The sequence below is a fragment of the Chitinophaga sp. genome, from assembly GCF_039596455.1.
Classification (GTDB): domain Bacteria; phylum Bacteroidota; class Bacteroidia; order Chitinophagales; family Chitinophagaceae; genus Chitinophaga.
In genome coordinates, this window is record NZ_JBCNJR010000001.1 from 822,192 (window position 1) to 846,329 (window position 24,138).

Annotated in this window: 18 protein-coding genes; 13 read left to right on the forward strand and 5 right to left on the reverse strand. The window is 51.0% G+C overall.

Going from position 1 to position 24,138, the window contains the following annotated elements; genetic code table 11:
* Positions 1-343 precede the first annotated feature (343 nt).
* The 4 genes from ABDW36_RS03350 to ABDW36_RS03365 all read left to right on the forward strand — a co-directional run bounded on the left by ABDW36_RS03350 (position 344) and on the right by ABDW36_RS03365 (position 9,602).
* Entirely contained in the window at positions 344-1,882 is a 1,539-nt protein-coding gene (locus ABDW36_RS03350) for a family 10 glycosylhydrolase (RefSeq protein ID WP_343700460.1), read from the forward strand.
* 270 nt (positions 1,883-2,152) lie between these two features.
* On the forward strand, positions 2,153-6,685 hold the full coding sequence (gene gltB, locus ABDW36_RS03355) for a glutamate synthase large subunit (RefSeq protein ID WP_343700461.1): 4,533 nt from the start codon (positions 2,153-2,155) through the stop codon (positions 6,683-6,685).
* A gap of 35 nt (positions 6,686-6,720) precedes the next feature.
* Positions 6,721-8,196: a glutamate synthase subunit beta gene (locus tag ABDW36_RS03360; protein ID WP_343700462.1), complete on the forward strand. Its 1,476-nt coding sequence runs from the start codon at positions 6,721-6,723 to the stop codon at positions 8,194-8,196.
* 272 nt (positions 8,197-8,468) lie between these two features.
* The gene (locus ABDW36_RS03365) at positions 8,469-9,602 is read left to right on the forward strand and encodes a hypothetical protein (protein ID WP_343700463.1); all 1,134 of its coding nucleotides are present in this window, start codon (positions 8,469-8,471) and stop codon (positions 9,600-9,602) included.
* Positions 9,603-9,614: 12 nt separating this feature from the next.
* Here ABDW36_RS03365 and ABDW36_RS03370 read toward each other — a convergent pair whose 3' ends face one another.
* Positions 9,615-11,375 carry a hybrid sensor histidine kinase/response regulator gene (locus ABDW36_RS03370; protein WP_343700464.1) on the reverse strand — a complete coding sequence of 587 codons (1,761 nt, stop codon included), beginning with the start codon at positions 11,373-11,375 and terminating at the stop codon, positions 9,615-9,617.
* A 178-nt stretch (positions 11,376-11,553) separates the two neighbouring features.
* Here ABDW36_RS03370 and ABDW36_RS03375 point away from each other — a divergent pair, with 178 nt between their 5' ends.
* Both ABDW36_RS03375 and ABDW36_RS03380 read left to right on the forward strand, forming a co-directional pair.
* Positions 11,554-12,393, forward strand: coding sequence for a neutral zinc metallopeptidase (locus tag ABDW36_RS03375; protein WP_343700465.1), 840 nt, complete (start codon positions 11,554-11,556; stop codon positions 12,391-12,393).
* A gap of 6 nt (positions 12,394-12,399) precedes the next feature.
* Complete coding sequence (locus ABDW36_RS03380; RefSeq protein ID WP_343700466.1) at positions 12,400-12,954, forward strand: putative glycolipid-binding domain-containing protein; 555 nt, start codon at positions 12,400-12,402, stop codon at positions 12,952-12,954.
* On the opposite strand, the gene ABDW36_RS03385 is transcribed toward ABDW36_RS03380, so the two are convergent.
* On the reverse strand, positions 12,945-13,973 hold the full coding sequence (locus ABDW36_RS03385) for a lipase family protein (protein ID WP_343700467.1): 1,029 nt from the start codon (positions 13,971-13,973) through the stop codon (positions 12,945-12,947). The two genes, ABDW36_RS03380 and ABDW36_RS03385, sit on opposite strands and share 10 nt — an antisense overlap.
* A gap of 101 nt (positions 13,974-14,074) precedes the next feature.
* On the opposite strand from ABDW36_RS03385, the gene ABDW36_RS03390 reads away from it, so the two are divergent.
* From ABDW36_RS03390 to corA, 5 genes are all read left to right on the forward strand, one after another.
* The gene (locus tag ABDW36_RS03390) at positions 14,075-14,572 is read left to right on the forward strand and encodes a GNAT family N-acetyltransferase (protein ID WP_343700468.1); all 498 of its coding nucleotides are present in this window, start codon (positions 14,075-14,077) and stop codon (positions 14,570-14,572) included.
* A gap of 11 nt (positions 14,573-14,583) precedes the next feature.
* Entirely contained in the window at positions 14,584-14,964 is a 381-nt protein-coding gene (locus tag ABDW36_RS03395; RefSeq protein WP_343700469.1) for a septal ring lytic transglycosylase RlpA family protein, read from the forward strand.
* Positions 14,965-15,085: 121 nt separating this feature from the next.
* Positions 15,086-15,568, forward strand: coding sequence for a hypothetical protein (locus ABDW36_RS03400; RefSeq protein WP_343700470.1), 483 nt, complete (start codon positions 15,086-15,088; stop codon positions 15,566-15,568).
* 98 nt (positions 15,569-15,666) lie between these two features.
* Positions 15,667-16,926 carry a DUF3472 domain-containing protein gene (locus tag ABDW36_RS03405; protein ID WP_343700471.1) on the forward strand — a complete coding sequence of 420 codons (1,260 nt, stop codon included), beginning with the start codon at positions 15,667-15,669 and terminating at the stop codon, positions 16,924-16,926.
* 113 nt (positions 16,927-17,039) lie between these two features.
* A complete protein-coding gene (gene corA / locus ABDW36_RS03410; protein ID WP_343700472.1) occupies positions 17,040-18,137 on the forward strand; it encodes a magnesium/cobalt transporter CorA in 1,098 nt (365 codons plus the stop codon).
* A 3-nt stretch (positions 18,138-18,140) separates the two neighbouring features.
* Here the strand turns inward: corA and ABDW36_RS03415 are convergent, their stop codons facing one another.
* Complete coding sequence (locus ABDW36_RS03415) at positions 18,141-18,644, reverse strand: DUF2480 family protein (protein ID WP_343700473.1); 504 nt, start codon at positions 18,642-18,644, stop codon at positions 18,141-18,143.
* 140 nt (positions 18,645-18,784) lie between these two features.
* Positions 18,785-20,902: a SurA N-terminal domain-containing protein gene (locus ABDW36_RS03420; RefSeq protein WP_343700474.1), complete on the reverse strand. Its 2,118-nt coding sequence runs from the start codon at positions 20,900-20,902 to the stop codon at positions 18,785-18,787.
* 752 nt (positions 20,903-21,654) lie between these two features.
* Between ABDW36_RS03420 and nadA the strand changes: the two genes are divergently transcribed.
* On the forward strand, positions 21,655-22,662 hold the full coding sequence (nadA, locus tag ABDW36_RS03425) for a quinolinate synthase NadA (RefSeq protein WP_343700475.1): 1,008 nt from the start codon (positions 21,655-21,657) through the stop codon (positions 22,660-22,662).
* Positions 22,663-23,088: 426 nt separating this feature from the next.
* Here the strand turns inward: nadA and ABDW36_RS03430 are convergent, their stop codons facing one another.
* Positions 23,089-23,319, reverse strand: coding sequence for a FeoA family protein (locus tag ABDW36_RS03430; RefSeq protein ID WP_343700476.1), 231 nt, complete (start codon positions 23,317-23,319; stop codon positions 23,089-23,091).
* A gap of 133 nt (positions 23,320-23,452) precedes the next feature.
* On the opposite strand from ABDW36_RS03430, the gene ybeY reads away from it, so the two are divergent.
* Positions 23,453-23,878 (forward strand): rRNA maturation RNase YbeY, encoded by a 426-nt coding sequence (ybeY, locus tag ABDW36_RS03435; RefSeq protein WP_343700477.1) that lies wholly within the window; start codon positions 23,453-23,455, stop codon positions 23,876-23,878.
* Positions 23,879-24,138: the final 260 nt, after the last annotated feature.

Consider the following 24,138-nt stretch of genomic DNA (forward strand, 5'->3'; position numbering starts at 1 on the left):
AGGTAATTCCGGCCTTTATGCACATATATCATGCATTTTTCATACCTAACAGCGGCAGGCCCACTTCATTGCCGCACCAAATCCGTATCATCTCCACATCAAGTCCACCTACCCTTCGCTTACCCTAGCCTTCTCACAGGGTTACAACCCTGTTTTCACTCGTAAATGCAGCACTCTGGCTATTCTCCGGCAAGGTAATAAACTACCAGTGATATAAGTATTCGAACCGTCTTGAAAAAAACCGATCTTCCCTCTATTGCTGAAAATGAGGCAGTTCCGTATTTGGGATTTGACAGCGCGCGCTTTATTTTCGCATTTTTCAGGGATAAACGTTACAGGAAAAATGGTGAAGTACTTACTGGCCGGTTTATTATTGTGCGGCATGGTGCAGCAAAGCAGTGCCCAGCTTCCTCCCAAGCGGGAAATGAGGGCGGTGTGGATTGCCACTATCGAGAACATAGACTGGCCTTCGCGCAAGGGGCTCAGCTCCCGGGAGCAGCAACAGGAGTTCATTACCCTGTTGGAAAAGCACCAGCGCAACGGTATCAACACCATCATTTTCCAGGTACGCCCCGTGAGCGACGCCTTTTATGCCTCCCCTTACGAGCCCTGGAGCCAATACCTTACCGGCCGGCAGGGCCAGCCCCCCATTCCCTACTATGACCCGCTGGAGTTCATGATAACGGAAACGCACAAACGCGGCATAGAGTTCCACGCCTGGTTCAACCCCTACCGCGCCGCAGTCAATATCCGCAGCAACAACACTGCCCCCAACCATATCACCCGCCTCAAGCCGCAGTGGTTCGTAACCTATGGAGACAACAGGTACTTCGACCCCGGCATACCTGAAGCCCGCAGTTATGTAACAGATGTGGTGCGCGACGTGGTGCGCCGCTATGATATTGACGCTGTGCATTTTGATGACTACTTCTACCCTTACCGCATTGCCAACCGCGAGTTCCCGGACGGCAACTCCTACCGCACCTACGGCCGGGGCATGGCCATTGACGACTGGCGGCGCTTCAACGTAGACACCATTATTCAAATGCTGAGCAAGGCCATCAAGGCGGAAAAACCCTGGGTGAAATTCGGTATCAGCCCCTTTGGCGTTTGGCGCAACCGGGATAAAGACCCTGACGGCTCCCCCACCCGCGGCGCCCTCGCCAATTATGACGACCTCTATGCAGACGTGATCAAATGGCAGCGCCTGGGCTGGATAGATTACCTGATGCCGCAGCTGTACTGGGAGTTTGGTCACCGCCTGGTGCCTTTTGACGTGATGGTGAACTGGTGGGCCGCCCATGCCTACGGCCGCCACATGTACATTGGCCACGGCGCTTACCGCATTGGCAGCTCGGCCGCCTGGCGAGACCCGGGAGAAATGCCCCGGCAGGTGCAGGCCACCCGCGCCCTGGCCACCATACAGGGCAGCGCGTTCTACAGCTCCAAGTCTTTTGACGGCAACCCCATGGGCATTGGGGATTCCCTGCGCAACCACTTTTACCGCTACCCCGCCCTGCGGCCAACCATGCCCTGGCTGGACAATACCGCTCCCAAAGCTCCCTATTTCACAGACGCCTTTGAGAAGCCGGACGGGCTGGAAGTACGCTGGGCGGATGATGATACCACCGGACAAACCCGCCAGTACGTGCTGTACCGTTTTGAAGAGGGGCAGGTGGTGAACATAAACGATCCCACGAAGATAATTGGCATAGTGCCCCAGATGCCAGACCCCGTGGTGATAGATCATGGTTACATTAAAGGGCGCAATTATATTTATATTGTTACGGCTCTTGATCGTATGCAGAATGAAAGCATGATCAGCGATCCGCTGCGGGTGGAAATGAGGAATGGCCGCGTGCATTTTGAGTTTGAGCCCTGAGCAGAGAGTTTTACACAAGTTATTACCAGGGCCGGGCACAACCCGGCTTTTTTGATGCCCAAAACCCCGTGCAATTTTCATAATTTTCAAATGGAATAGCTGCCCATTTTAAATATTTCTAAATTTTTACCGTTTAATAGAGTTTTATGTAAAAAATCCCGCGTTCTCTTAGTATCTTTATACCTGTTCCCAAGCAATTACGGTACATCCATTCCGGGGGCTTACCCCACCGGGAGGTGTGTATCTGAAAAGGAAAAAATCTAAACGCCAATGCGAAAAGTGAGCCAAGTGCAAGAAGGTTTGTATCGTCCGGAATTTGAACACGACGCGTGCGGTACCGGCTTTACCGCACATATTAAAGGGCGCAAGTCCCACCAGATCATCCGGGATGCTTTAACCATGTTGGAAAACATGGAACATCGCGGGGCCTGCGGGTGCGAGCGCACTACAGGCGACGGAGCCGGCATCATGATCCAGATGCCGCATGAGTTTTTATATGCAGAATGTCTGAAACTGGGCATCCGCCTGCCTGAACTGGGCAAGTACGGAGTGGGCATGGTATTCTTCCCGAAAGAACCCCGCTGGCGCGAAGAGTGCCGCGAAATTATACAACGCTGCGCCGAAAAGATCGGGCTGGACATACTGGGCTACCGCAAAGTGCCCGTACGCCCTGACGGCATTGGCGAAACAGCGCTTTCCGTAGAACCGGAAATTGAACAGCTGTTCATTGCCTGCCCCTACCAGATCTCCGACCCGGAGGAGTTTGAGCGCAAACTGTTCGTGCTGCGTAATTATATTACCAAAACAGTGCGCAACTCCATTCCGAAAGACAAGGCGGAGATTTATTTCGCGTCCCTCTCCCACAAAACCATCGTATATAAAGGCCAGCTCACCACTTACCAGGTAGGCCACTATTATACAGACCTGCGGGATGAAAGAATGGTATCCGCATTCGGCCTCATTCACAGCCGTTTTGCCACCAACACTTTCCCCAGCTGGAAACTGGCGCACCCCTTCCGTTATATTGCCCACAACGGCGAGATCAACACGCTGAAAGGCAACCTCAACTGGCTGCGCGCCGGCGAAACCAGCTTTGTGACCAAATATTTTACACCGGAAGAGATGGAAATGCTCGCTCCTATTGTAGAAGAAGGTCAGTCAGACTCCGCCAGCCTTGATAATGTGATCGAACTGCTGAACCTCACCGGCCGCTCACTCCCCCATGTAATGATGATGCTCATCCCCGAAGCATGGGACGGCAACAACGACATGGACCCGGTGAAAAAAGCATTCTACGAATACCACGCCTCCCTCATGGAACCCTGGGACGGCCCGGCTTCCATTTCTTTCACAGACGGCAAGATCATTGGCGCCACGCTTGACAGGAACGGCCTCCGCCCCTCCCGCTTTGTGGTAACGAAAGACGACCGGGTGATCATGGCCTCCGAAGCAGGCGTGCTCCCCATCGATCCCAAGAACGTAAAAGAAAAAGGCCGCCTGCAGCCGGGTAAAATGTTTGTGGTAGATATGGAACAGGGCCGCATCATCGGAGATGAGGAACTGAAACAGAACATCTGCTCGCAACAGCCCTATGCAGAATGGCTGAACAAATACAAGATCCGCCTGGATGAGTTGCCGGAACCCCGTGTAACCTTCACCCACCTTGAAAAAGAGCAGATCTTTAAATACCAGCGTGCTTTCGGTTATTCTACGGAAGACCTGGAAACCATCATTGCCCCCATGGCCATTGATGGCAAAGAGCCGGTGGGCTCCATGGGTACAGACGTGCCTCTGGCTATTCTCAGCGATCAGCCGCAGCACATCACCAGCTACTTCAAACAGCTGTTTGCACAGGTAACCAACCCGCCCATTGACCCTATCAGGGAAAGACTGGTAATGTCTCTGGCCACCTTCCTGGGCAACAACGGCAACCTGCTGGATGAAGACCCGCTGCACTGCCACAGCGTGGCACTGCCGCACCCCGTGCTCACCAACTACGAACTGGAAAAGATACGCAGCATAGATACCGGCATCTTCCAGGCTAAAACGCTGCACACCTATTTCAAGGCAGACGGCAAGCCCGGCTCCATGGAAAAAGGCCTGGCGCGCCTGTGCCGCTACGCAGTAGATGCTGTGGAAGACGGCTTCGAAGTGATCATCCTGTCAGACAGGGCCATTGACTCCGAACATGCCGCTATTCCCTCCCTGCTGGCGCTTTCCGCCGTGCATCACCACCTCATCCGCAAAGGTTACCGCGGCCAGGTAGGCCTGGTAGTGGAAGCCGGCGATGTGTGGGAAGTACACCACTTTGCCTGCCTGCTCGGGTTTGGCGCTACCGCCATCAACCCGTACCTGGCCCTCAGCACCATCCGCGATATGCGCCTGAGTGGCAAGCTGCAGACGGAGCTGGATGTAGACAAGCTGAAGAAGAACTATATCAAGGCAGTATGCGAAGGCCTGCTGAAAGTGTTCTCCAAAATGGGCATCTCCACCCTGCAGTCTTACCAGGGCGCGCAGATATTTGAAATACTGGGCATCAACAAAACCGTTGTTGACAAGTACTTCACCGGCGCCGTGTCACGCATACAAGGCATGGGGCTTGACCAGATTGCCCAGGAAACCCTGGCCAAACACTGGACCAGCTACGGCCGCAAGGAAACGCCCGTACAACGCCTCTCTACCGGCGGCGTGTACCAATGGAAACGCAAAGGGGAATTCCACCTGTTTAATCCAACCACCATTCACCTGCTGCAGTATTCCACCAGGATGAATGACTACAATATTTTCAAGAAATATTCCAAAGCCGTTAACGAGCAGAGCGAGAAAGCGGCCACGCTGCGGAGCATGTTCACCTTCAAGCGTAACCGGCCCGCCGTACCGCTGGAAGAAGTAGAACCGGCAGAAAGCATCCTGAAACGCTTTGCCACCGGGGCTATGAGCTTCGGCTCCATCAGCCATGAGGCACACTCCACGCTGGCCATTGCCATGAACCGCATTGGCGCAAAAAGCAATACCGGCGAAGGGGGCGAGGACGAAATGCGTTACGAGCTCCTGCCCAACGGAGACTCTATGCGCTCCGCCATCAAACAGGTGGCCTCCGCCCGCTTTGGGGTAACCAGCTATTACCTCACCAATGCAGACGAGCTGCAGATCAAGATGGCTCAGGGCGCCAAGCCCGGTGAGGGCGGCCAGCTGCCCGGCCATAAGGTAGATGACTGGATCGGCAAGGTGCGCCACGCCACACCCGGCGTAGGCCTGATCTCACCGCCGCCGCACCACGACATTTACTCTATCGAAGACCTGGCGCAACTCATTTTTGATCTGAAGAACGCCAACCGCGCCGCCCGTATCAGCGTAAAACTGGTATCCAAGGCCGGGGTGGGCACCATTGCCGCCGGTGTGGCAAAGGCGCATGCGGATGTGATCCTGGTTTCCGGCCACGACGGCGGTACCGGCGCATCTCCCATCAGCTCTATCAAACACGCCGGCCTGCCCTGGGAGCTGGGCCTGGCAGAAACACATCAAACCCTTGTTCGCAATAAGCTCCGCAGCCGCGTAACCGTGCAAACAGACGGGCAGCTGAAAACCGCCCGTGATATTGCCATTGCCACCCTGCTGGGTGCGGAAGAATGGGGCGTAGCTACCGCTGCCCTGGTGGTGGAAGGCTGCATCATGATGCGTAAATGCCACCTCAACACCTGCCCCGTAGGTGTGGCCACGCAAGATCCCGAACTGCGCAAACGCTTTGCCGGAGACCCGCAGCACGTGGTGAACTTCTTCCACTTCCTGGTGGCGGAACTGCGTGAGATCATGGCTGAACTGGGCTTCCGCACCGTTGAAGAAATGGTGGGCCAGGTAGAAGTGCTGAAAGTGCGTGACAACATCACCCACTGGAAATACAAAAACCTGGACCTGTCTCCCATCCTGTACAGGGAACCGGCCTCCGATGAAACCGGCCTGTATAAAATGGAAGAGCAAGACCATGGCCTGGCGGAGGTGCTTGACTGGCAGCTGCTGAAAGCCGCCAAGCCGGCACTGGAAAATAAAACCCGCGTGTTTGGCCAGTACAAGGTGAAAAATACGGACAGGACCATCGGTACCATCCTTTCCAACGAAATATCAAAGGTTTACAAGAGCGAAGGCCTGCCGGAAGATACCGTGCACTTCAAATTCTCCGGTTCCGCCGGCCAGAGCTTTGGCGCCTTCAATACCAAAGGTGTTACGCTGGAGCTGGAAGGTGAAGCAAATGACTACTTCGGCAAAGGCCTGTCTGGCGCCAAGCTCATACTGTACCCTTCAACGGAAGCAGGCTTCAAGGCAGAAGAAAATATCATTGCCGGCAACGTGGCCCTTTACGGCGCTACTTCCGGTGAGGCATACATCCGCGGTAAAGCCGGCGAACGCTTCTGCGTGCGCAACTCGGGCGCTACCGTGGTAGTGGAAGGCACGGGAGATCACGGCTGCGAGTACATGACGGGCGGTAAGGCCGTCATACTCGGAGAAACCGGCCGCAACTTCGGTGCGGGCATGAGCGGTGGTATCGCTTTTGTATACGACGTGAAAAGCAATTTTGCCGGCCGCTGCAACCTTGACATGATTGACCTGGACCCGGTGGGTGAAGAGGACGCTGCTTTGCTGCACGACCTGGTGACCAAGCACCACGCCTACACAAACAGCACCGTGGCCAGGTTCATTCTGAAAGACTGGGAAAACCAGCTGCGCCACTTTGTGAAAGTATTCCCGAAAGAATACAAGGCGGCACTGAAAGCAGCAGCGTCAAAAGGTGTGAAGAGCAAAGCGTAACAATCAACTTTTAAAGAGATCAAGCAGAGACAGATATGGGTAAACCAACAGGATTTCTGGAATTTACAAGGGAGCTGCCCGGCAAGGCAGACCCCAAGAACCGGGTAAAGCACTACAATGAATTTGTGGAGCGCTTCGCTGAGCCCAAGCTCAACGAACAGGCGGCCCGCTGCATGAACTGCGGCGTGCCCTTCTGCCACAGCGGCTGTCCGCTGGGTAACGTGATACCCGAGTTTAACGACGCGGTGTACCGTAAAGACTGGCAGGAGGCGTATGATGTGCTGACCTCTACCAACAACTTCCCGGAATTTACCGGCCGTATTTGCCCGGCCCCCTGTGAAAGCGCCTGCGTGCTGGGCATTAACCAGCCGCCCGTGGCCATTGAGGAAATTGAGAAACACATTATTGAAATAGCGTTTGACAAAGGGCTGGTGAAAGCCAAAGCCCCCCGTGTGCGCACCGGCAAAAAAGTAGCCGTGATAGGCTCCGGCCCCGCAGGCCTGGCTGCCGCGGCACAGCTGAACTATGCCGGCCATAATGTAACCGTGTTTGAAAGGGACGATAAGCCCGGCGGCCTGCTCCGCTACGGCATCCCCGACTTCAAGCTGGAAAAATGGGTGGTTGAACGCAGGGTGGCGCTCATGGAAGAAGAAGGAATTGTGTTCCAGTGCAATGCGAACGTGGGTGTGAACGTTAGTGTAAATGACATCCTCCGTGAATACAATGCAGTAGTGCTGGCCGGCGGCTCCACCATTCCACGTGACCTCGCCATTCCCGGCCGCGAATTGAAAGGTGTACATTTTGCAATGGACTTCCTCAAACAGCAGAACAAACGCGTAAGCAAACTGCCGGTAGAGGGAGAAGATATACTGGCCACCGGTAAAAATGTGGTAGTGATAGGTGGTGGCGATACCGGTTCAGACTGTGTGGGCACATCCAACCGCCATGGCGCCAAAAGCATCACCCAGCTGGAGCTGATGCCCAAGCCCCCCGGCATGCGTACGGAATTTATGCCCTGGCCTACTTACCCCATGGTGCTGAAAACGTCCACCTCTCACGAGGAAGGGGCAGACCGCCAGTGGGCCATTGCCACCAAAGAATTTGTGGGAGATGGTAAAGGCAACCTGAAAGGCCTGAAGCTGGTGAACCTGGAATGGACAGCCAGCGCAGACGGACGGCCAGCGCGCTTTGTGGAAGTACCGGGCTCGGAAAGAGAAGTTCCCTGTGAGCTGGCATTGCTGGCCATGGGCTTCATACAACCGCAGCATACAGGCATGATAGACGATCTGGGTGTTGAAACAGATGACCGCGGTAATATTAAAGCCACGGAAAAGGCTTATCAGACCTCCATTCCCAAAGTATTTGCAGCAGGTGATATGCGCCGCGGCCAGTCACTGGTGGTATGGGCCATCAGTGAAGGACGGGAATGTGCCAGAAAGGTAGATGAGTTCCTGATGGGCAGTTCCCAGCTGGAGAGCAAAGATCATTCTCTGATGTTCCTCTCCATGTAACAAATGATTTTTAACTCTTCTCATAAGCAGGTTTAGATTTTGTTGTAACCTTCAGCCGGGCCGGGTTTTTACCCGGCCTTTTTTTGTGCCTGCCTATGTGGAAAACTCTTTGTTGATAAATTTCTCCACTGCTGCCAAACAGCAGATCAAATGCATATAATTTAAGCTAAATCAACATATTAGCTGGCCCTGTCACATGCGGATGAAAGTGCGTAACTTTTTAGTGATGAATATCTCTATCACCTTTTTTCTTCACTTTAATTTACCAAGTTATGCCACACAAAGCACTCAGCAACACTACTGCCGCTACCCTAGAGAAAATCAGGAAAGAGTATGCCTTTCTCAGCAGGACCACCACCTTTTCCCTGCAGGAGCTCTTTAACCATGGCGCTTTCCGCCTGGATGAATATTGCCAGGAGTTCAGCCCCCACCCGCAAAGCGACGAACTGCGCAAAACAGCCAAAGCCTTTGGGGAACAATACGGCGTTTGGCTTGACAATGCCAGGCATCACATCACCTGCGCTCTTTTCCTGTATCCCAGTGCGGAGCCTCACCGTATGCTCAACATGATGAAGAACCTGACTATCGATTTTTACCTGAACGATGTGATGGGCCGCGACGTTTTCCACCAGCTTTCCGCAGAGCAACAACGGGAGGCCAAACAGATCATCCAGCGCATGGGCAAGTATGATCCGCACCTGCGCATCCCGGCCTCAGCGCCTGACATGGAAAGGGCCAACATCGAGGTGTTGCGCAATTTCAGGGACACCTCCCCGGCGGAGTGGTTCACAAAATTCCACCGCCTGTACAACTATCACCTGGCCATTACCCACCGGGATAACAACGCCGCGGCCATGGGCCGTATCCAGACGGTAGACGAGTACATAGACCTGCGCTGCCATCTTTCCGGCATGCATCATATTGTGCTCTGGGTAGAGTATGGAGACGGGCTATTTCTTGACTGGAACTGGCTCCGGCAGGCGGGCATAGACCAGGAGCTGGAAAGGCTGCATTGGGTAACGGCCGCTTTCGGCGCGCTTTCCAATGACCTGTTCTCCTTTGAAAAGGAAGTGATACAGAACGGCGCAGATTCCAACCTGCTGATGGTCATTGCCCTGAACGAACCAGAGCTGTCCCTCTTCCAGGTAATTTACCATGCCGCCGCCCTGGTGCGGGAACTGCTGGTAGAATACGTGCAGCTGCTTGATACCGTGCGCAACCGCTGCGCCTCGCTGCAAGGCAGCTTCCCCGAACAGGCCGCGCTCATGGAGGTACACCTGGCCGGACTGGAAAGAGGCGTGCAGGCCAGCTGGATGTGGCAGGTATACACACAACGGTACAAACACCCTGAATCTATCTGGGAAGAAACCCTGCTGACAACTCCGGAAAAAGTACCTGCAGCTTAAGCAAACAAGTCCTTATTCCTGTAACTCCTCATTGTTACGGTGCAAATGTTTTTGCAGCAGCTGCAGCAGCCTTCTGTGGTCTATCGGTTTTTCAATGAAAGCGTCTGCTCCCGCGGCCTCCAGGGCCTCGCGGGAGTCAAGGAAAGCATCGCCGGTGGCGACTATTACAGGAATTTCTCTTAACTGCGGGTCGTTTTTCAGGTAACGGAGCGTTTCTTCGCCATCCATTACGTCCATATGATAATCCAGTATCACCACGTCTGGCGTGTCTTTCTCCGCCAGTTGCAGCAGCTCCAGCCCGTTGTGGGCAACAGATACGTTGCAGCCTATCTGCTTCAGCAGCCGGCTGAGCAGCAGGGCGTTCAGCTCATTGTCTTCCGCAATGAACACGTTGACATCCTGGAGGTCTGATACTTCCGGCTGTCTTTCTTCCGCGGGAATATCTTCTTCCCGCCCTTCCAGCAACGGCAATGTGGCCGTAAAAACAGTCTGTTTCCCCGGCAAGCTTTCCACCCCCACGGTACCGCCCATGGCCTCCACCTTGTTCTTTACAATGTAAAGCCCCAGGCCGGTGCCTTCCGTATATTTCCTTTTGTCTGTTACGAAGGGGTCAAATATCACCGCCAGTTTCTCCGGTGCAATGCCCGGCCCGTCATTAATAACTGAAATGCTCCAGGTCTTTTTATACCCGGTGATCTTTAACAGCACCACACTGCCTTTCTCCCCGTATTTGATGGCGTTGGCCAGCAGGTTGGTAGTTACCTGTATCAGCTTGAGCGAGTCTCCCACAATGATCTCGGGCATATGCTCTATGCTGAGCCGCAGCTGCATATGCCGGCTGCGGGCCACTACCTTGTTCATTTCTATGGCATGCGCAAAGAACAGCTTCAGCCAGAAAACATTTTCGCTTACCTGCTCCGTTTGTCCTGATTCTATCTGCGCCATGTCCATCACGTCATTAATGATGTTCCGCGCGTTATTGCTGGCGGCCAGCAGCTGGTCTGTCAGCGGTTCTACAGGTTTCAGCTCATCGTTCAGCCTGATCTCCTTCTTCAGCAGCTGCGCCACGCCGAAGATGGCGTTCAGCGGCGTGCGCATTTCGTGGATCACCTGGTACACGAACACCCGCTTGAAATCATTGGCCCGCTTCAGTTCGGCGTTAATATCATTGCTTCTCACGTAGGGTTTGCTCACTACTACAATAATATACAGTACGGCCAGCACTACCAGCAGGTGTATAACATAGGCGGTGTTGGTACTGATGGGGATAACTGACTCCGTATCGTGAAAATAATAGGAAGCTTCCAGCAGGGCCAGCACCACCAGCGCGGAAATGAACGCTATTCTGCGCAGCAGGTCTTCTTTAAAAATGAGGTAAATGATGGAGAGCAAAAAAACGATGGTGAACTGCAGCTGCAGCAGCTTGCCTAGCAAAAAGCCGAAATACACAATGGCCATGCATTGCAGGAAATAGAGCACCAGGCTGGCCGCTTTGTACCGGCGCCGGTGGTTGAGATAGATAACGCTGCAGTTGATCACGAACTCTGCCGAAATGGCAATAAAAATAGACGGCATGCCGTTCAGGAACCACAGCATAACCGGGGCAATGATAAGAATAACGCCGCCGAAAGCCAGGCTGAGCTTGTTGACCATCACCACACGGGCAATGGCCTCCTCGTCTTTCAGTTCCGCGGTACCCGCCTTTATGAGCCGCCTGAATAGGGTTTTCAGCTTGCGGACAATAGGGGGATTTCTGTTTTTTACTGATCTCATGTTATCAGTGTCAGGTGTAGGGTTAAGTTGCAGGTGCATATCTTCCTAAGCTAAGGATAGATCAAAAACGAATATAGAACAATACAATTGTTGATCTGCCCGGTAATAAAGTTACAATATTTTCCGGCCAGTATATTTTTATTTAAATTTAGGGTAACTAACTAAAACCTCAAACCTTATGCGTTGGCAAGGACGCCGTGAAAGCGGCAATGTTGAAGATCGCCGTGGAAGCCGTGGCGGGCTTGTTGCCGGAGGCGGCATTGGCGCCATAGTAATTGCGCTGCTTGTCTATTTTCTTGGCGGAGACCCCTCCCAGGTAATGAACACCCAACCCGGCGCGGCCCAGCGGCAAATGTCTCCTGAAGAGCAGGCCCGGGAAGATGAAGCGGCTAAATTTGTGAAGATAGTATTGGCGGAAACTGAAGATGTCTGGAACAAGATATTTTCTGAAAACAACCAGCAGTACAAGGAGCCCCGGCTGGTGCTTTTCACTGAAATGGTACAGTCTGCCTGCGGCAATGCCACCAGCGCCTCTGGCCCTTTTTATTGCCCGGCAGACCAGCAGGTGTACATAGACCTTTCTTTTTACGATGAGCTGAAAAACAACCTCAACGCGCCGGGAGACTTTGCCATGGCGTACGTGATAGCCCATGAAGTGGGTCACCATGTACAGAACCTGCTGGGCATTTCCGAAAAGGTGCAGCGCATGCGTGGCCGCCTTAGTGAAACGGAGTATAACAAGCTGTCTGTCAAGCTGGAGCTGCAGGCAGACTTCCTGGCCGGCGTATGGGCGCACCATACGCAGCAGATGGCCGGCATTATAGAACCGGGAGATATTGAAGAAGCGCTCAATGCCGCCAATGCCATTGGGGATGACCGCCTGCAGCAACAATCACGCGGCTATGTGGTGCCCGATGCCTTTACACACGGTACCTCCGCCCAGCGCGTGTACTGGTTCAAAAAAGGTTTCCAGACGGGAGACATCAACCAGGGAGATACCTTTAACAGCAATCAATAAATGTATATGAGAAAACAGATTGTCTGGAAAGGGCTGTATTACCAGATGATGGAGTACTGCAATATTGAAACAACAGAAACGGATATACGAATAGACGGCACAATTGTAGGCTTCGGGGAAGACGAGCCGTTTTCCGTTAACTACGATATTGTGACAGACAGCGCCTGGCAGGTGGCCGCCCTTGAAATGGCCATAGAAAAAGGCGGCGAATGCACATGGATCTCCATTCAGCGCGACCCTGACGGTAAATGGACACAAAGCGGCCATGCCCGCCCGGAATGGGAACACTGCATAGATATAGACATTTCTCTCACACCGTTCACCAACACCCTGCCTATCAACAGGCTCAAACTGCCAACCGGGGAGAAACACCACCTGGATGTATTGTACATCAACGTACTTAAAAATGAAGTGAAGCCGGTAGAACAGTTTTATACCCGCCTTGCTGAAAACACTTACCTGTACGAAGGAGTGTTCAGGGATTTCAAGGCGGAACTGCTGGTAGATGAAGATGGCGTAGTGATAGAATATCCCTCTCTTTTCTCCCGCATTCAGTCCTGAACCTTGTAGTGCTTCCGCAAAAGGTACAGGTACGGCTCCAGGCCGTGGTGTATAAAAATGTTCTTGCCGTCAAACGTGAAGCGGCGGTAGTATTCTTCATCCGCCAGCAATACTATAGGCGTACCCGCCGTCATGTAATTGTTGCTGAACACATAAGCTGGCTGCTGAAAGCCGGGCAGATGTCTGGAAGACAATTTGTATACAAACCCGCCCAGGTATTTCCGGAACCTTTTCACTGACCGGTTGGTAGTGCGTGTTAACTTGTTGTACAACATTTTGCCGTACAGCCGCACAAAGAATTTTTGTTTGTTCAATTCTCCCTTGATGTTGGTAAACGGGTTCGGGTCATTAAAATCATTCACCGTTTGCAGGGATAAGGGGGTTTCCGGCACCCAGTCACCGCTGTTCACCACACGGAAGCCCCATCCGTTGCGGGTCAGGTTATCAAAGTCGTATGCATAATAAAGGTTACCTGGCTTGGGTGCGGCGCTGCAGTAAGTTTTATAACGGATATCATGCGGCAGCTCTTCACAATATTGCAGGTAAGAGCGGGCCAGGAAGGCAATGGCGCCTCCCTGGCTGTGGCCCATTACTATAAACTCTTTGGTGCCTGCGGCGTACATTTCTTTGATATGCGCCACCATGTCTGCCGCCATATAGCCCAGTGCGGCCGTCCAGCCAACATGTACGTATGCTTTGGCGGTATCTTTTGCCAGCTTGTAGGTAAAAGTGGTGCTGTCTGTCAGCCGCAGCGTACCCTGCGCAGGCACCATGGCGGCGTAGAAGTTGGCCAGCCAGCTTTCCAGCTTGCCCACCGTACCACGTATCCGTATAACACCCACATTGTCACTCCGCTTCCACAAGCTCCAGCGGTTATAAAAACCTACCTCCGGAGAAACGTATAAAAGCGTAAAACCGGGAACTGCCTTTTCTACAGCAGGGCTATCAACATTGTAAGGCAACCGCATCAGCTGGTCATATTCATCTGCATCAAAGCCGGGCTTCAACTGGGCTTGCAAAGGCAGACAAAGGGAAGTCAGTAATACAAAAAGAAGAGACCGCATCCTTTTTTTGTAGAATAACAAACAAGGCACCTCTTTGTTTTTCCGTAAATTGCGGCATGCTGAAAATCATTACCGCCGGGCCGGAGCAGTTGCAGATTGTCCGTGAAATTGCGCTGGTTACCTGGCCGCATACTTTCCGGGAAATTCTGACGGCTTCGCAGATAGAATATATGCTGAGCATGATGTACAGTCCAGCCGCGCTGCAGCAGCAAACCGCAGAGAAAGGCCACGTTTTTCTACTGGCCGATGTAGACGGCACCTTCGGCGGCTTTGCGGCGTATGAGCTGAATTACAAACAGCAGCCGGTTTCCAAGCTGCACAAAATATACATCCTTCCTTCCATGCAGGGCAGGCAAGTGGGCAAAGCCCTTATTAACGAAGTGGCGCGCATTGCCCGCGAAGCTGGCATGCAGCGGCTTTCACTCAATGTGAACCGCCACAACAAAGCCACCGGTTTCTACGAACGCATCGGCTTCTCCAAAACAGGGGAAGAAGATATAGACATTGGCAACGGGTTTTTTATGAACGATGCCATTATGGAAATGCCGCTTTAAGAGATCAGCTTATGACACTACGCAATATGTTCCGTTATGTTCTGCTGGCCGCCACCCTGTTTTGTGCCTCTTCCTGCGCCCGCAAGGTAACGGAAGCCGGCAAGGCCTCTTATTATGCAGACAAATTCCAGGGCCGCAAAACCGCCAACGGCGAAACGTTCCGCCAGCGGAAAATGACGGCCGCCCACCGCACCCTGCCTTTTGGCACCAAAGTGAAAGTTACCAACCTTGACAATGGCCGCACCACCAAGGTAAGGATCAATGACCGCGGCCCCTTCGTAGCAGGGCGTATCATAGATCTTTCCCGCAAGGCCGCCAGCCGCCTGAATATGACCCGCGCCGGTGTGGCCAACGTGAAGATCACCTACAAAAAGGCCAAACGGAAGAAATAAGGCAAATTTTACACGAAAGACCTAAAATTTAACAAAAATTCGTCATATATTCGGGTAAAGTGATGTGTTCCATATGGATACCTGGTTTACCCTACCTACCGTTTCCGATGAACGCCCTCCTATGACCAATTTACCCGCTTACCCGGATTTTACGGTGACCCTTTCCGGGAACGACTGGCGGCAGGCAGAGTTTATCAACATCAGCAAGCTGTGCGCCGTTGGAGAGGAGATGGATGAGATCAAGGATGTACGCATTAACCACAGCAGGGTATTTGCTGAAGGCATGCGGCAATATCACCGTTTATACACCCGCCGGCAGGTGGGCTCTCCGGAGCTTTTCATTCCGCTTTTTGAACTGAAAACCTTCCTCAAAAGCAACATCATTGGCAGCATTGCCATACAGGATCAACCCGGCTTTGTGAAGCACGGCTTTGCCCTTTCTACCGCCGCCGGCTGCTACTACGGGCTGGAAGAGAACGGCGTGGTAAGATCGTTGTGCATACATGACATCACCCATGCGGCGGAAAAAGAAGTGCCCCGCCTGGTAAGGGTGTTCTCTCTTATTTATGTCAACTGGTGCAATTGCACCATTCTCACCCCCTGAAACCAGCCTCTTTCTCAGTAAATTGTCACTTTTTCCGGCGCGGCATTGCATCAACCGCGCCGGAAGATTTTATTTGTGTACTTCAATTTGCAATGTTTATGATAAGATCAGGCTACTCTTTGATGCTGCTGGCTTTGCTGGCAGGCGCGCCCATAACCAAAGCCCAACAGGGGCCAGTGGTTTTACCCGGCTTTACGGCTTACGCCGTGCCGGAAGAAAAAGGGGTGGATGTATCTTCCCGCAACGGTGTAGTGAAATGGACAGATAGCACCAACGCCGTCAACTTCTATTTTCACGCGGCCAATACCGGCTCCCTCAAATTGATGCTGCAGGCCAAAAGTGATGGTCTGTCCAAAATAAGGGTATCTCTCAACGGCACGGAAAAGATCGTTACAGTTCCTAACAGCACCGGCTATACGGAAATTCCGGTGCTGCAAACTAAGCTGAAGAAGCCGGGCTTCTACACCATTTCTCTTAAAGGCCTGGAAAAACAAGGAGCTGTATACGCGGATGTCAAAGGCATCAGCCTTCAAGGTACCGCCACCAAAGACATACAGTTCAATCCCAAACCATGGCGCCGCTCCGCTTCCGTACATCTAAACTATAGCCCGCCGGAAGGCAAAGAAGTAGAATGGTTCTATGGTGAAATAAAAGTGCCCGAAGGGCAAGACAAACTGGGCACCTACTTCATGTCATGCGGCTGGCACCGCGGCTACTTCGGCATGCAGGTAAACGGTCCTAGTGAACGCCGCATCATTTTTTCGGTGTGGGATTCCGGCAAGGAGCCGGATGACAGGGCCAAGGTGCGTTATGAAGACCAGGTAACGCTGCTGGCTAAGGGAGACAGCGTTGTGGCCCACGGTTTTGGCGGCGAAGGCACGGGCGGCCACAGCCATTGGGTGTACAACTGGAAAGCCGGTGAAACTTACCGCTTCCTAATGCATGCGGTGCCTTCCGGCACCAATACACAGTACACTGCCTATTTCTATGTTCCGGAACACAGGGAATGGAAGCTGATAGCCAGCTTCCGCGCGCCGAAAGACGGTAAGTACATGAGCCGCCTCTATTCCTTCCTTGAAAATTTCAGTTTTGAGAACGGCTACCTGTACCGCAAAGGCTACTTCGGCAACCACTGGATCAAAACCAGTACAGGGGAGTGGATAGAGCTGACCAAAGCCCGCTTCAGCAACGATGCTACGGCCCGCGCCAAAGACCGGCTTGACTTTGGCGGCGGTTCGGAAAACGGTATGTTCTATTTATGGACGGCCGGTTTCACGCCTGCAGATGCAAAGGCCGGCGATGTGTTTGAACGTCCCGCCCTGGGCCGGCAACCAGATATAGATCTTCCCAAATTCTGACCACAACCACCATTAAAATAGTACGCCTCCCCTCAGCGGGAGGCTTTTTTTATTGGCAGCGGGCAAAATGGTTCTATGCTGAAATAAAGTTATTTTAGCAAAAAATCACCGGTATGGCCAAACGCCCACTACTGCCCATTCCCGATGCTATCAACCCGTTCAGGGTGAAGAAACAGCGGCTGATGAACTTTAACCCGGTTACAGCCACCACCTCCCGCAAACCGGTAGATCACGTGAAGGTGACCGTGTTTGAATACAATGAAAAAAGCGTGCGGGAAGAAGTAATGCCCGATGTGCAGAGCTGCCTCCGGTTCAGCAAAACAGACTGTGTAAAGTGGATCAATGTAGACGGGGTACGGCGGGAAGATGTGGAAATCATCTGCAACAACTTTAACATACACCCCCTGCTCATGGAAGACATCCTGAGCGAAGGCCAGCGGGCAAAAATGGACGAGATCCGGGAAAACCTTTTCTGCCTGCTGCCTATGGTATATTTCCGGCCGGAAAGCTCATCCGTGGAAATAGAGCAGATCAGCCTGGTGCTGGCTAAAAATGTAGTGATCTCTTTTCAGGACGATCCTGACCGGGACGTGTTTAACCCCATACGGGAGAGGCTGCGCAACGGCGGTACCAAATTGCGCATAAAGGGCGCGGACTATCTGTTGTACACCTTGCTGGATACTATTGTTGATAACTACTTTGTGGTGATGGACCACCTGGGGGAACGTATTGAGATACTGGAAGAGATCATTCCACGCCAGCCCAATAACCGTACGCTGGGCCGCATCAATTTTCTGCGGAAAGAAATGCTGATGTTCAAACGTTCCATTGCACCGGTGCGTGAACTGATGAACGGGTTGATGAAATCGGAGAATGACCTGCTGGTGGAAGATACAGAGAAATATTTCAAGGACGTATATGACCATATTGTGCAGGCCAATGACCTGGCGGAAAGCTACCGTGACCTGGTAATGAACCTGCAGGAGCTGTACCACGCGCAAATGAACCAGAAGCTCAACGAAGTGATGAAGGTACTGGCCATTGTAACCACACTGCTGGCCCCGCTCACCGTTATTACCGGTATTTACGGCATGAACTTCGACGTAATGCCGGAACTGAGAAGCCCCTATGGCTACTTTGTAGTACTGGGAATAATGCTGCTGATCTTTGTTTCCATGATCTTTATATTCCGGAAACGCGGCTGGTTCTGACGCTTATTTTTTCTTGAACACGGGTACTGTAGAACAGGGTTCGCCGTACATGATGCTTTTTACCACGGGGCGCAGCAGGCGGGTAATTTCCACATAGGCTGCTTCTGTAATGGCTTTATCTCCACAACCTTTAATAACCACCCGCTGGTCCTGATACTGCTGAGGGTCAATGGCCGCAATATTTTTAAGGAAGAGTGTTTTATGTATAAACTCTTCATCCCCGAAGGCATAAAAAGCGGCCACAGGCTGCAGGTAGCTGGCCACCAGCATATAAGCCCAGATAGGTACAATAGCATCTGCCGTACAAACAATAGCCACATTTTTATTGCGGTATACTTCCCAGTCAAGCGCCAGCAGGCCCGCCCTGAAGTCTTTTTCTTTCAGGATCAGCTCCATGAATAGATGGTCTTTCAGGTCAAAAACAACCGTTTCTCCGGCGGGGTAGAACTTTTCCAGGTCTATAGTGGCAAGCGCGCTTTGCGCAACTTTATTAACAATCTCGTCCATAATACTGCAAATTTACGGATTCCGGCAGAATCAATAGTAATGGGAGCGTCATGCGGGAGGCGAACAGGCAGCGCCGCAGAAGCGTAAATAAAAAGGCCGGGTTAGTTCCCGGCCTTTTGTTATATGTAATTTCTCTAAAATCAGTTCTGCGTGAAGAACTCCGCGCGGTTGTCTTTCACGTTGCTCTTCTTTTTCAGTACCTGGAACAGTTGCTGGTCTACCACCTGCTTCAGGTTCTGCTCGTAAGCCTGGCGTTGCTGTGCATAATCTGTTCCGGGAGCCGGAGCGGGTGAATAGCTGTTCACCTTCACTACAAACACACCACCGTTACCATGAATAGGCTCGCTCACTTTTGCAGTACCCCATGCCTTGTTGAAAGCAGCGCCAACTACACGGGGCTCAAAGCCCATGGAAGGCACAAAGGGTGTGGAGAAGTTAACACCTTCTGCGGTAAGTACCGGCTGGTTGGTGGCGGCGGCAGCGGCTTCCAGGCTGGCGGGTGATTTGAACTTGGCGGCTATCTGTTCTGCTTTTTTGGTCTTTTTCACTTCAGCTTCCACCTGCGGGCGTACCTCGTCAAGCGGGGCCAGACCCTTATTGCGAACGCCGGTGAGCACTGCTACCACAAATTTATCTTCGAGTGTGAACACGGGGCTCACATCGCCTTTATCTGCCTTATAAGCCCAGCTTACAATTTCGCGGGAAGAACCCAGGCCGGGCAATACAAAGTCCATCGGCTGGATGTTATCTGCAATGCGTTTGTTCAGTCCTTTTTCCTGTACCGTTTTTTCGAAAGTTTTACGGTCGCCGTTCTTGGAAGCAAAATCATTGGCAAGCCCCAGAGCGTCACTGCTGGTAGTAGTGCTGGCATCTACCGGTTTGGCCAGGTAGGCTATTTTCAGCGCAGGGCCAAAGTTCTTCTGTTCGGTGATCTTCACAATAGCATAACCGCCTACTGCCAGCTTAATGGTTTTCAATTGGCCATTGGTACCGCTGAAAACAAAGTCTTTCACTTCTTTCAGCTCGTTGGCAAAGTAGCTGTTGGGGCTGAGCGTGTACTCACCACCGGTTTGTTTGCTGCTGGGATCATCAGAAAACTGGGTAGCCAGCGCTGCAATGTCTGCACCGTTGCGGATGGCGGCTTCCAGGCTGTCTGCACGGTTCTTAACCGCAGAGTCGGCGCCAGGTTGAGCTATCAGCACTATTTGACGGAACTTCACCGTGTCAGGCATGGTTTTACGGTCCAGCATTTTTGCGAACACCAGTACGTTATTATCGCGGTAAGGGCCATAGATGGCGCCTACAGGCAGGTCAATGATAGAATCTTTTGCAGGCACCTGTATGGCATTACGGGAAGCATAGCCATCGTAGAAAGCCAGGTCTGAGTTCAGTTTGATGAAACCGGCAATATCCGGAGTGGTATCCATTTCCGCTTTCAGCTTCAGCAGCTCCGCCATGGCGGCGGCAGTATCCGCGGCGGTGGGAATTACATCGAAAGATACATATTCCACCTTGCGGCTTTCAGGCACTTCAAAGCGGGCTTTGTTGTCCTGTATATACTTATTCAGTTCTGCATCGGTCACTTTAATAGTGCTGTCTGCAATGGTAGCGTAAGGCACCTGTACATACCCGATGGTGGCGTTCTGGCCGTTGTCTGCAGCCTGTTGCGCAGCCAGCCATTTGGGATAGTTCAGGCCCTGGTGTACCAGCGTAATATATTTAAGGTTTTTCTGGTATTCTGCAATGGCATTATCAAAAGCCACCAGTTGTGCACTCACTTCGCCGGTCTGGTCCTGACGTGCATTTTCCCGCACGCGGTCAAAAATGCTGCGGTCAAACTGGCCGGTTTCTGGGTTGGTGAAATTCTGAAGCACCAGGGGATGCGGGTTCTTACCATTAATATGGTCAGCAATTTCCACCGGGGTTACCTCAATGCCCAGCTCTTCATACTGCGCTTTCATAATGTGCTCGCGCAGGAACTGGTCCCAGGCTTCCTCACGGATGTACTGCTGTGTTTCTTCATCGAGGCTGGCGCCCTGCATTTGCTGGCGCATCCGGTTCTGGGAGTTTTCAATACGTTGCATGTACTCCCTGTAATCCAGTTCTTCCCCGTTCACTTTACCTACAGTAGTAGACTGGCCAAACATACGGCTGGAACCAAAGAATACGTCCTGCAACAAGAAGCTCACAATAGCCAGGCATATCAATACGATGATAACAACGGCATACTTGTCCCTGATTTTCTGAATAACTGACATATAATATATTGTCTAAATTTTAGAGGTAGCAAAAATAGAATAAAATAGTTGTAACTGCAAAATCGCTTTTAATTGCTCCAAAGCCAATACAGTAAAGGGTTTACGCGGTATTTGGAGGTCCCGCTTTTTGGCTTCATTCACACTTTTTCCACATATTGGTTTAATTTAATGCACAGGTATTGGTTGTTATAAATCCCGTTTAAAGTCCGTCATTAGGCTGTTTCCGGTGTAGAAACCAGTAAAATGCAGGTCTTGGTTATCCACAAAATAAGGATATAGCACGTATAATCCACAACAATTTGTGAATACCTCCGGCGGAAATGGAAAAATTTTCTCTCGCAGGAGATTTCAGCGAAGTGAGGTGTTTTTTCCACAAATCCTGTTAATAACCATGGGGTAAACCCCGTTTTTTGTGGGAAATGAGAGCACCCGGTGTAGGTAAAACTAAATTTGTTATTCTTCCGGAAGCTGGTCAAGGAATTTCTGAAGTGGATAACCGGCCTGTTTTAACATTTTCTTAATACACACACCCTTAAAAAGTTGTTCACCCGTTTCCCTGTTAACACTGTGGATAAAGCCGCTCAAATTCAGTAGCAGCGCGAAAATGCGCTGTTAATTTCATGTGGATAGCGGCAGAAAAAATAATAACAACTACATTTGTATATGGTCAGGAAAATGAGTTTCCCCCATATTCACACCCCTAGTAGTAGTGGGCTTTTCTTCTTTTTTAAAAAGAAAAAAAATTATAGTGTATGATTACGGCATTAACGGAAGCAAAAAAAAATTTGCAGAAAAAAGGATTTCTGGATATGGAGGTCGATGTTCAGCTAGATCTTTTTGCAGAAATAGAGCGGCTTAAAAAGGAAAAGAACGCCATCATCCTGGCGCATTATTACCAGGAGCCAGATATTCAGGACGTGGCCGATTACATAGGTGACAGCCTGGGCCTCAGCCAGCAGGCTGCGAAAACGGATGCGGACATTATTGTTTTTGCCGGTGTGCACTTCATGGCGGAAACGGCCAAAATTCTTAGTCCCCAGAAAAAGGTGCTGTTGCCGGACCTGAAGGCGGGCTGTTCCCTGGCAGACAGTGCGCCGCCGGAATTGTTCAGGAAGTTCAGGGACCAGTATCCTGATCACATTGTGATTTCCTATATCAACTGTTCAGCTGGCATCAAGGCGCTCAGCGATATTATTTGTACGAGCTCCAATGCGGAAAAAATCATAGAAAGCGTTCCGAAGGACCAGCCTATCATTTTTGCGCCAGACCGCAACCTGGGGTCTTATTTGATCAAGAAAACGGGCCGTGAGATGGTGTTGTGGAACGGGGCATGCATGGTGCACGAAATATTCAGCCTTGAAAAGATCACAAAGCTGAAAGTGCGGCACCCGAAGGCGAAGATCATTGCACATCCAGAATGTGAAGCACCGGTTCTGGCCATTGCTGATTTTATAGGCTCCACCACTGGCTTGCTGAAATTCACGCAGCGTGATGAAGCCCAAGAATATATTGTTGTAACAGAAACAGGCATTTTGCACCAGATGCAGAAGGAGAACCCGGCCAAGACCTTTATACCGGCGCCGCCGAATAATGCCTGCGCCTGCAATGATTGTCCGCATATGAAGTTGAACACGCTGGAAAAATTGTACCTGTGTATGGAATATGAAGAGCCGGAAATTACGATGGAAGAATCTCTGCGGGTGGCAGCCAAAAAACCGATAGACCGTATGCTGGAGATCAGTGCCAAAGCGGGACTTTGATTACATGTTTTTACCTGATTAGGGAAGCTGCTTGCGGGCAGCTTTTTCTTTTGTTGTTTTGATAGATAGTTGGTATTTTATTTATTTAATTTTTTGATATACATTATAATATATATTATAAACTACTTTTTTGCGGTGATAGACACTGGCGAGGCATTACCAAATTTGGCTGTTCATGTGTGCCGGCCAACCTTCTCTCCTACCAGGTTAAGAACTTAAAAATGCTCTTTTCAACAGCCAGAAACTGCTGTAGGCTACCTACGATGAAACTGTTCACAACAAGGAGCCGGTGTTAAATAGAATAGTTGGCAGAGAGATGAAAATATGAGCTTGAGGAGCGGGATCAACAAATAATCAATGGAATTTGCGTAATAAAAAAAGGATACTCAAGAGCATCCTTCTTTATAAAAATCTTGAACGTTGGAACTAGATAGCTACTTCTTCCACCCAGATGTGATCTGCCTCTGTTTTGCGGAGGCTTAAATTGTAGCCGGCTACAATAATGCAGATGGGATCACCGAGGGGGGCAATCTTTTCGATCTTTACTGTTTCTCCCGGTACACATCCCATTTCCATTAATTTTATATGGAGATCGCTTTTCTCAAATTCCCGGATCACTGCGCTTTTGCCAATCGTAAGAGACGAAAGTTTAATCATAAATATTTATTGAGCGAGTTAAAAACCAGTCTGTGACCAAGGCCCCAGCTATTACAATGCAAAGGTATCGTACTAAGGCCAATATGCAAAAAACGGCCGTTGCAGATCGGGATTTTCGCTATAATTTTACATTATGGCTATATATTTCTCCGCACACGAGGTTAAGGTAGGGCTAAAGGACCGTACCCGTTTAAAAGCATTCATCACAGAATTATTTCGCAAAGAAGAACAAGGCCTGGCTAATCTGCAGTATGTATTTTGCACGGACGAATACCTGTTGCAGATCAACCAGGAATTTCTACAGCATGACACCTATACCGATATTGTGACCTTTGAGTTGTCGGCCAATCCTGAAATTACGGAGGGGGAGATCTACATCAGCATAGACCGGGTGAAGGAGAATGCAGAGAATTTTGGGGTAAGTGAAAACTACGAATTGCACCGGGTAATATTTCATGGGGCTTTACATTTGTGTGGGTATAAGGATAAAACGGAAAAGGAGGAAGCACTAATGAGGAAAAAGGAGGATGAATATCTACAATTGTATTTTGAAAGATAGCTAAGGATGTTCCACGTGGAACATCCTTTTTGTTTTAGGGGGCCTTAGCGGGGTCTAATAAATTTGAAGAATTATTAGAGTATGTGCTTTTTGAAGGGAGCCAACAATTTAAGGGTATTAGTGGATGACGTCCGCCAACTGCCAAGGATGTTAGAAGGAGTTTTTCTTGTACTGCCTCTCTCCCATTACGGTAGTTTTTTATGCTGAAGGTTGGATTCCGTTACTCTTATTTCCCTTGACTATACAAGATGAGAAATATG